Annotated in this window: 9 protein-coding genes; all 9 read right to left on the reverse strand. The window is 26.8% G+C overall.

What is annotated here, in order from left to right:
* Window positions 1–61 precede the first annotated feature (61 nt).
* Window positions 62–394, reverse strand: a complete 333-nt coding sequence (locus tag KTO59_RS03035) for a hypothetical protein (protein WP_284928566.1) — start codon at window positions 392–394, stop codon at window positions 62–64.
* 161 nt (window positions 395–555) lie between these two features.
* Window positions 556–1,326: a DUF2963 domain-containing protein gene (locus KTO59_RS03040; protein WP_284928567.1), complete on the reverse strand. Its 771-nt coding sequence runs from the start codon at window positions 1,324–1,326 to the stop codon at window positions 556–558.
* Window positions 1,327–1,516: 190 nt separating this feature from the next.
* Window positions 1,517–2,026, reverse strand: coding sequence for a DUF2963 domain-containing protein (locus tag KTO59_RS03045; protein ID WP_284928568.1), 510 nt, complete (start codon window positions 2,024–2,026; stop codon window positions 1,517–1,519).
* A gap of 83 nt (window positions 2,027–2,109) precedes the next feature.
* On the reverse strand, window positions 2,110–2,355 hold the full coding sequence (locus tag KTO59_RS03050; RefSeq protein WP_284928569.1) for a DUF2963 domain-containing protein: 246 nt from the start codon (window positions 2,353–2,355) through the stop codon (window positions 2,110–2,112).
* 380 nt (window positions 2,356–2,735) lie between these two features.
* Entirely contained in the window at window positions 2,736–3,527 is a 792-nt protein-coding gene (locus KTO59_RS03055) for a group II intron reverse transcriptase/maturase (RefSeq protein ID WP_320412679.1), read from the reverse strand.
* Window positions 3,490–4,398 (reverse strand): reverse transcriptase domain-containing protein, encoded by a 909-nt coding sequence (locus tag KTO59_RS03060; RefSeq protein WP_284928570.1) that lies wholly within the window; start codon window positions 4,396–4,398, stop codon window positions 3,490–3,492. The genes KTO59_RS03055 and KTO59_RS03060 overlap by 38 nt, the downstream gene beginning before the upstream one ends.
* A gap of 1,139 nt (window positions 4,399–5,537) precedes the next feature.
* Entirely contained in the window at window positions 5,538–5,870 is a 333-nt protein-coding gene (locus KTO59_RS03065) for a DNA adenine methylase (protein WP_284928571.1), read from the reverse strand.
* Window positions 5,867–6,067 carry a hypothetical protein gene (locus tag KTO59_RS03070; protein ID WP_284928572.1) on the reverse strand — a complete coding sequence of 67 codons (201 nt, stop codon included), beginning with the start codon at window positions 6,065–6,067 and terminating at the stop codon, window positions 5,867–5,869. Before KTO59_RS03070 ends, KTO59_RS03065 begins: the two co-directional genes overlap by 4 nt.
* A 580-nt stretch (window positions 6,068–6,647) precedes the next feature.
* Window positions 6,648–6,911: hypothetical protein (locus KTO59_RS03075; RefSeq protein WP_284928574.1), on the reverse strand; the 264-nt coding region annotated here is incomplete at its 5' end.

Consider the following 6,911-nt stretch of genomic DNA (forward strand, 5'->3'; position numbering starts at 1 on the left):
TTATAAAAATTAAAAACCCATTTAAATGGGTTTTTAATTAATAATCAAAATTAAATAATGATTATTTTTGTGCTGTTGATGTGTCAGCTGGTTTTTCAACTTGTTTTTCAACTGATTTGTCAGTTGATTTTTCAGCTGATTTTATAACTTCATTTTTATCAGTTGTTGCTGTTCCAGTTTGTGCATTATTTGCTGCTGGTGTTCCAGTTTGTGTATTATTTGCTGTTGGCGTTTCAGTTGCTGTTGACGCTACTGCAGTTGTTCCAGTTGTTGGTGTCACATTTGAATTATGACGTATTTCAGCTAACAACATTACAAACATGCTAAATATACAAAAAAGAATTAAGAAAATATTAGTTACGATTTGTAACTTTTCAACATTTTTAGTTTCCATGTTATTTACTCCTTTCGAGTTTTTTATTTAAATAAAAAAAGAACAATTTAATTGTTCTTGGTTTGTCAGTTTAACGACGATAACAAGGTCGTGATTTATTTTATGTTTTTTTATTAAATTGTTTAAAATAAAAAGACTCGTGTAAGTGAGTCTTTTTTATGTTATTTTTTCTTCGTTCCGTCGGGGTTGTATTCTTCGATGTTTTTAATGGTTTTGTCGGGGTTGTATTCTGTTTTTTTAACTAAATTTCCGTTTTCATCAAATTCACCATTTTGTTTAATAGTTTGACCATCAGGGTAATATTCTATTGCTTTAGTTGGTTGGCCGTTTTTGTTGTATTCTGCGATTGACTCAATAGTTTTGTTGGAATTATATTCTATGACTTTTTTAATGGTTTCATCAGAGTAATATTCATGTTCTATGATGTTTTTAATGGTTTTATTAGAATCATATTCTGTGACTTTTTTAATAGTTTTATTGAGGTTATATTCGTATTCTTTGATATAATTAACGGTTTTATCGAAATTATAAACTGTTGTTTTAGTTTCTTGGCCATGTTCGTTTAATTCCATAATACGCCAAATAGTTTTGCCATTTAAATATAATATTATTTTACTTTCTTGGCCGTTTTCGTTGTATTCTGCGATTGATGAAATAGTTTTATTGTCGGGCATATAATAAATTTTTTTAATTAATTTTTCGTTTTTATCACGTTCTTCAACAAAATCAATAGTTTTACCGTCGGATTTGTAGATTGGTTTTTTAGTTGTTTGTGATGATTCAGTTGATTGTTCTATATCTTCTTCAATATTAGTTGTTGTTTTATTTTCTGAATTTGGCGTTGTAGGTTTGAATTTGTCATAACAATACCAACCAGCACCAATTAAAGTTATAAAAATAAAAAATGTTATAATTATTTGTTTTGAATTCATGATTTTTTTCTTTTCTTTCTTTTAATATTTACACTAAAAATTATAAATTAAATTATAAAAATTAGTGTTTTATAGTTTCCAATTTTTTTATATATTTTGATTATTTTTTTTAATTGCTTTGGCGTTTGTTTTTGTTGTTTTGTTGTATTTAAAATAAAAAAAAGACTCATATAAGCGAATCTTGTTTATATTATTTTTTTATTGATCCATCAGGGTTATATTCTGTAGATTTGATTATATCTCCATTTTCATTGTATTCTTTGATGTAATCAATAACTCGGCCATTAGGATAGTATTTTATTTCTTTAGTTTTTTGGCCGTTGTTAGGGTTATATTCGTCAATAAACCTAATAGTTTTGTCGTCGGAGCGATACCATGTTTGTTTAATTGGTTTTCCATTTTTGTTATATTCTTTGATTGACGCAATAGTTTTACCGTCATCTTGATAGTATGTTGTTTTTACTAATTTTTCGTTTTTGTCGCGTTCTTCAATTGCCTGAATAGTTTCACCGTCGGAATTGTAGATTGGTTTTTTAGTTGTTTTTGATGTTTCGCTTTTTTGTGGTGTTTCGTTAATAATGTTTATTGATCCATTTGTTGAATTTGGAGTTGATGGTTTAAATTTGCGATAACAATACCAACCAGCACCAATTAAAGTTATTAAAGTAATAAATGTTATAATTATTTGTTTTGAGTTCATGATTTTTTTTCTCTTCTTTCTTTTATATATTTACACTAAAAATTATAAATTAAAATATAATAATTAGTGTTTTATAGTTTATTTTAAAAATAATAGTGGGTTTTTTTAATTAATTTTTCATCTTCATTAAATTCTTCGATGTAATTAATGGTTCCATCAGGGTTATAAGTTGTGGTTTTAATTATTTTGCCGTGTTTATAATCTTCAATATACCAAATAGTTTTATCGTCAGAATTATAAACTGTTTTTTTTATTAATTGTTTATTTAGGTTACATTCCTCAATGATTTTGTAACCGTGTTCTCTAGTTTGTTTTATGATTGGTTGCATAGTTAGTTCTTTGGACTGTTTTAAAAAAGTGTAAATAAATTCATTTTTAATACCGAAAAGAATAGTTAAATCAAACTAGTCTTTTTTGTTTTTAGTGAAAAGAGGTTTTAAAAATATGCAGTGTTAAAAAAAGCATTTATATTTTTTTATAACAGTGTTATACAATAAACTTCGTCATCATTGTCGTAAAAGTTTGTTTGTTTAATTTTTCATTTTGTCATATTCTTTAATTGACCAAATAGTTTTACTATCATTATCGTGATAGATCAAATGCGTTTCAGGATTGCTCCTTATTACAGATTGGCCCCACACAACACCGTACGAGCAAGTTTCCAAGCATACGGCGTTTATAATATTCCTAGTTTTGACGATTTTATTATTTATTTATTTTTGGATAAAATGTTTTGTTTGTGTTTTTCAAACCATCCAAATGATTTTATTTGTTGGTTTGTTATTTTTTGATGACAAGTTTTGCATAATACTTTTGTTTCCTTGTTTCTCATACTTTGCATATTTTTGTCTCTCGCCGTTTTCGTATGATGAATTTCTAATGAAATCCCTTCTACTAAACAGTTTTCACATTTAACAGCTTGCAATCTATCCGTTAATTTAGTTCTACTCTTATAGGTATTTGTGTTTACTGTTAAGTTCGTATCATTCTTTTGATATTTCCTTAATTTTTTTACAAAATCCCAACTTAATAGCGTCCAAATATCATATTTGGGTTTGGTTTTGGTTTCATACTTGATCCCAAAACTTTTCCCTATCCGATATTTCCTTCGAGCCTCTGCAAGTGAGCTTTTATCCTTCCCAGCAAGAGTTTTTAATAAAGAATATGTCGCATAATAATACCATTTTCCTAATTGAGAGATGTTTGAAATATAGCTATAATAATTTATGTATCTATTCATGATGGCTTTATAAGTTCTTATTATCTCTAGTTTTTCAAAACATATTAAGGATTTATCGTGGATAATTTTATTATTCTTATCTATCCATCTTAATTCTTTTGCTTTTTTCTCAATTAGTTTTTTATCTATCTTAAGTTGTGGTATTCCATTTTGACTTGATTTGGTTAATTTCCTTTCAAGGTCATCTTTTGTTGGATTTATTGATAAGTCATAACCTAGGAATTTAACCCCTTTTTTTTGTCTTTTGAATTTTTGATTTATCGCTTGAAACTTTTAATTTCAATTTTTCTTCGATAAATTCCACTACCATTTTCTTAATTTGATGCGGTAATATTTTACTTTGACAACTTATACCGATAATGAAATCATCTGCATATCTTAAATATTCGATTCGAATTGGTTTACGTTCATAACGTTGAGTTATTTTCAATTCTTTTCTTAATCTATCCACTGTTTCCTTATCCTTTTCCTTTTTTGCTTTCATAATATCTCTACCTATTTTTACATATATAGGGTTATTTTTTACTTTCATGAATTTGGATAGTTCTTTTTGGAGGTTTCCTATATATTTGTCTAATTCATTTAGAACAATATTTGATAAGATAGGTGAAATAATTCCTCCTTGTGGAGTTCCCTCTATGGTTTTTATGTATTGTCCTTGTTTCATGACTCCACTTTTTACCATTTTGGCAACTAGTCTTTTGACTTTATATTTCGAGATATCTTTATCAATGATTTCATATAGCGTTTTATGATTTACCGTGTCAAAAAATTCTTTTAAATCGATTTTAATAAACCAATTAATCCCTGTAAACCTTTGTTGAAAGCGTTTTAAGCAATCATGGGTTGATTTTCCAGGTCTGAATCCATAACTGAATTCAGAGAATTTTGGTTCATAATATGCTTCTAATTGTTTCCTTATTACCTCTTGAATAGTCCTATCTTTGATGGTAGGAATTCCTAAAGATCTTAATTTTCCATTTGGTTTTGGGATTTTTATTCTTTTTACTGGTGAAGGTTCATATATTCCTTCTCTGACTTCTTTATTCCATTTTTGAAGTTTCTTTAAATCTACTCTGTCGATGGTTTGGAAGTCAATTCCAGCCGTTCCTGCTCCTTTATTGGTTGCCACTTTCTCAAAAGCTCCATAGTAGCTTATAATATTGTTGGTTAACCATTGATAAGTACGCTTCGATACGTTCTTGTTATTTTTTGATTTCGTCTCAATTCTGTTTAAATGCGTAGTTAGTTTTGAAATTTTACTTTCTTTTGATAGCCACCGCCCTTCTACGTCTTTAAACTCGAAATATTATTTCCTCTTTCGCCCTATATCATGCTTTCCATGACTTCCTGGTTGGGCGATTATCTTAACTATTCCAAATTAAGTTTTACTCCAACGACTACTATAATTCTGCTTTTTCCTTGAATCCATAAGACTTTTTATCTTCTTATGTTTTAGGTTTTAACCTTGATTTTTAGGAAGATCCAAGTTACTCTTATTAACTCCGTGAATTCTTTAGGGACGCTGACCTTGGCATTAACTTATGAGTTTGTACCTCTTAAGGTAGGTAAATACCGTTTAGCTAGGTGAGTTAAGATGTTTGTATTAAAACCAGATAAGGATTTTGTCCTTTGATAATATAGATAATCTATTAAAATAATTATTTATTTCCATCTTACAAGTCATTTCAGTTCTTTTTGGCTTGGTTTTATTATTACTCTTCTTTTTGCGTTTAGGTCCGTTTCAGGACTTATCCTTGTAATTCTTTCTTCTCGCGAAATCTTCTTGGTTATGAACTTCACCTCAATTCGCTTTTATTCTTTGCTGTAATCTATCATTCTTTCGTTTGATAAACCAAGAATATGAAGTATGTAATTATCACACATTGCGATTCGTTAATTCGCTGTTAATAAAGCCTCTTTGGCGCCCTTAATAAAATAAAAAAAGTTTAACTTATTCAGTTAAACTTAGTTAATATTTTAAATTAATTGTTGTGATGGAATAGTGGGGGCAGTTCGTAGTAACGTTGAAAATGTTAACTTGATTTTCTTGGTTTTGCATAATATTCTCCTTTTTGGTGAAATTGCGTAGTGTTATAAAAAAATGTAAAATGTTTTTTTAAACTCTGAATATTTTTAACATCTCTTTTCACTAAAAACAAAAAAAGACTAGTTTGTTTTAACTAGTCTTTTCGGTATTAAAAATGAATTCATTTACAAAAATTTATAACAGTGCGAAAAGATATTTTAAAAATTAACAAAAAATAATATTTAACTTGTTAATTTTGGCAATTTGTTTTTGTTATATTCGTTAAGTAGGGTCTTGTATGCCAGTTTTTGGTCTTGTTGGTTTTGATGGTGATAAATGAATTCTTCTGTGGTTTTTACTTTGTTAACGAAATCTTGTGGGTTTTGGAAACTTTGCTGCCACATCGTTATTAAATGGGAATCGTTGTCATTTAAAATTGCTTTTTTAGGTTTTAAATGAAAATACAATGCACCGCTACCTAAAAAAGGTTCATAATAAGTGTTGAATTTTGACGGCATATGGTCGATGATTTGTGGTAGCATTTTTTTCTTACAACCAATCCAGTTTATTTTCATGTTTTGCGCCTATTAGTCCATAAATACGTAATAAAGAAAAAATCCGAAATAATGGAAACGACAGCGTTAATTTTTAATCCTATTTCAAAATTAAAAAATAGAGCGATAAGGTTACTAATGACAAAAAATAAATATGTAATAGTTAACCAAATTGGTGATGCTAAAAAAGCGAATTTTGTTTTTGTTTGGTTTTTCATAATTTTGTTCCTTTTTTTTATTTATTTATTTTTTTATTCCTTTTTTTTTATTGTTTATTCTTTTTTTATTGTTCGTTCTTTTTTATTGTTTGTTCTTTTTTATTGTTTGTAAATAAAAAAAGACTTTCAATGTTGAAAATCTTTTTTTATTTAGATGGATTTTTTAAACCTAGGCGTTAATTTTTTTTTTTTTTTTTTTTGCCTTGGTGGGTTGTGATGGGCAATTTGAATCGCCTGGTTTTTTTTGTTGTTTAATAAAAAAAGCACTGTTGTTTAACAGTGCTTTAAAAAATTTGTTTTTTTGTTTTTATATATAATATATTTAGACACTTTATATAAGTGTTGATTTATTGCCTTTGTAAAAAAAAGGTATATTTTATGTTTAACATTTCAATTTAACATCTTTTTTAAGGTGTATTTTATTAATTATTTTATTTTTTTATTATTTTTTCAATACAAAAAAAATAAAATAATACCGTTTTAAATAATTGTTATTATAATTTATAATAAAAAAAACCTGTCGTAAGTAGGTTTTTTATTTTTTATTGTGTGACGAGTTTTAATTTTAAAAATTTAAATATTAAAAATTTTCCTCTAATGTTTCAAGAAAATTTTCAACAATTTCTTTATAATTTTCATTATTTTTGTTATTTAAATTTAAACATTGTTTTTTTAAATTTTCTATAATTTCTTTTTTTGTATCTTCTCTAATTTCGTATTCTTCTTTAAATAATTCAACAATCAGTTTTTCAGCATGTTGATAATTTGTTAACGTTCGTAATTTATCATAAATACTATATTTATATTTATTAGTATTAATTCCATTAGGGTGTGTAGTTTTTGT

Source organism: Candidatus Phytoplasma sp. AldY-WA1 (genome assembly GCF_020312115.2).
Taxonomy (GTDB): domain Bacteria; phylum Bacillota_I; class Bacilli_A; order Acholeplasmatales; family Acholeplasmataceae; genus Phytoplasma; species Phytoplasma vitis.

Coding starts and splice junctions, on each gene's coding strand:
- KTO59_RS03035 (WP_284928566.1), bottom strand. CDS start 394: ATGGAAACTAAAAATGTTGAAAAGTTACAAATCGTAACTAATATTTTC.
- KTO59_RS03040 (WP_284928567.1), bottom strand. CDS start 1,326: ATGAATTCAAAACAAATAATTATAACATTTTTTATTTTTATAACTTTA.
- KTO59_RS03045 (WP_284928568.1), bottom strand. CDS start 2,026: ATGAACTCAAAACAAATAATTATAACATTTATTACTTTAATAACTTTA.
- KTO59_RS03050 (WP_284928569.1), bottom strand. CDS start 2,355: ATGCAACCAATCATAAAACAAACTAGAGAACACGGTTACAAAATCATT.
- KTO59_RS03065 (WP_284928571.1), bottom strand. CDS start 5,870: ATGAAAATAAACTGGATTGGTTGTAAGAAAAAAATGCTACCACAAATC.
- KTO59_RS03070 (WP_284928572.1), bottom strand. CDS start 6,067: ATGAAAAACCAAACAAAAACAAAATTCGCTTTTTTAGCATCACCAATT.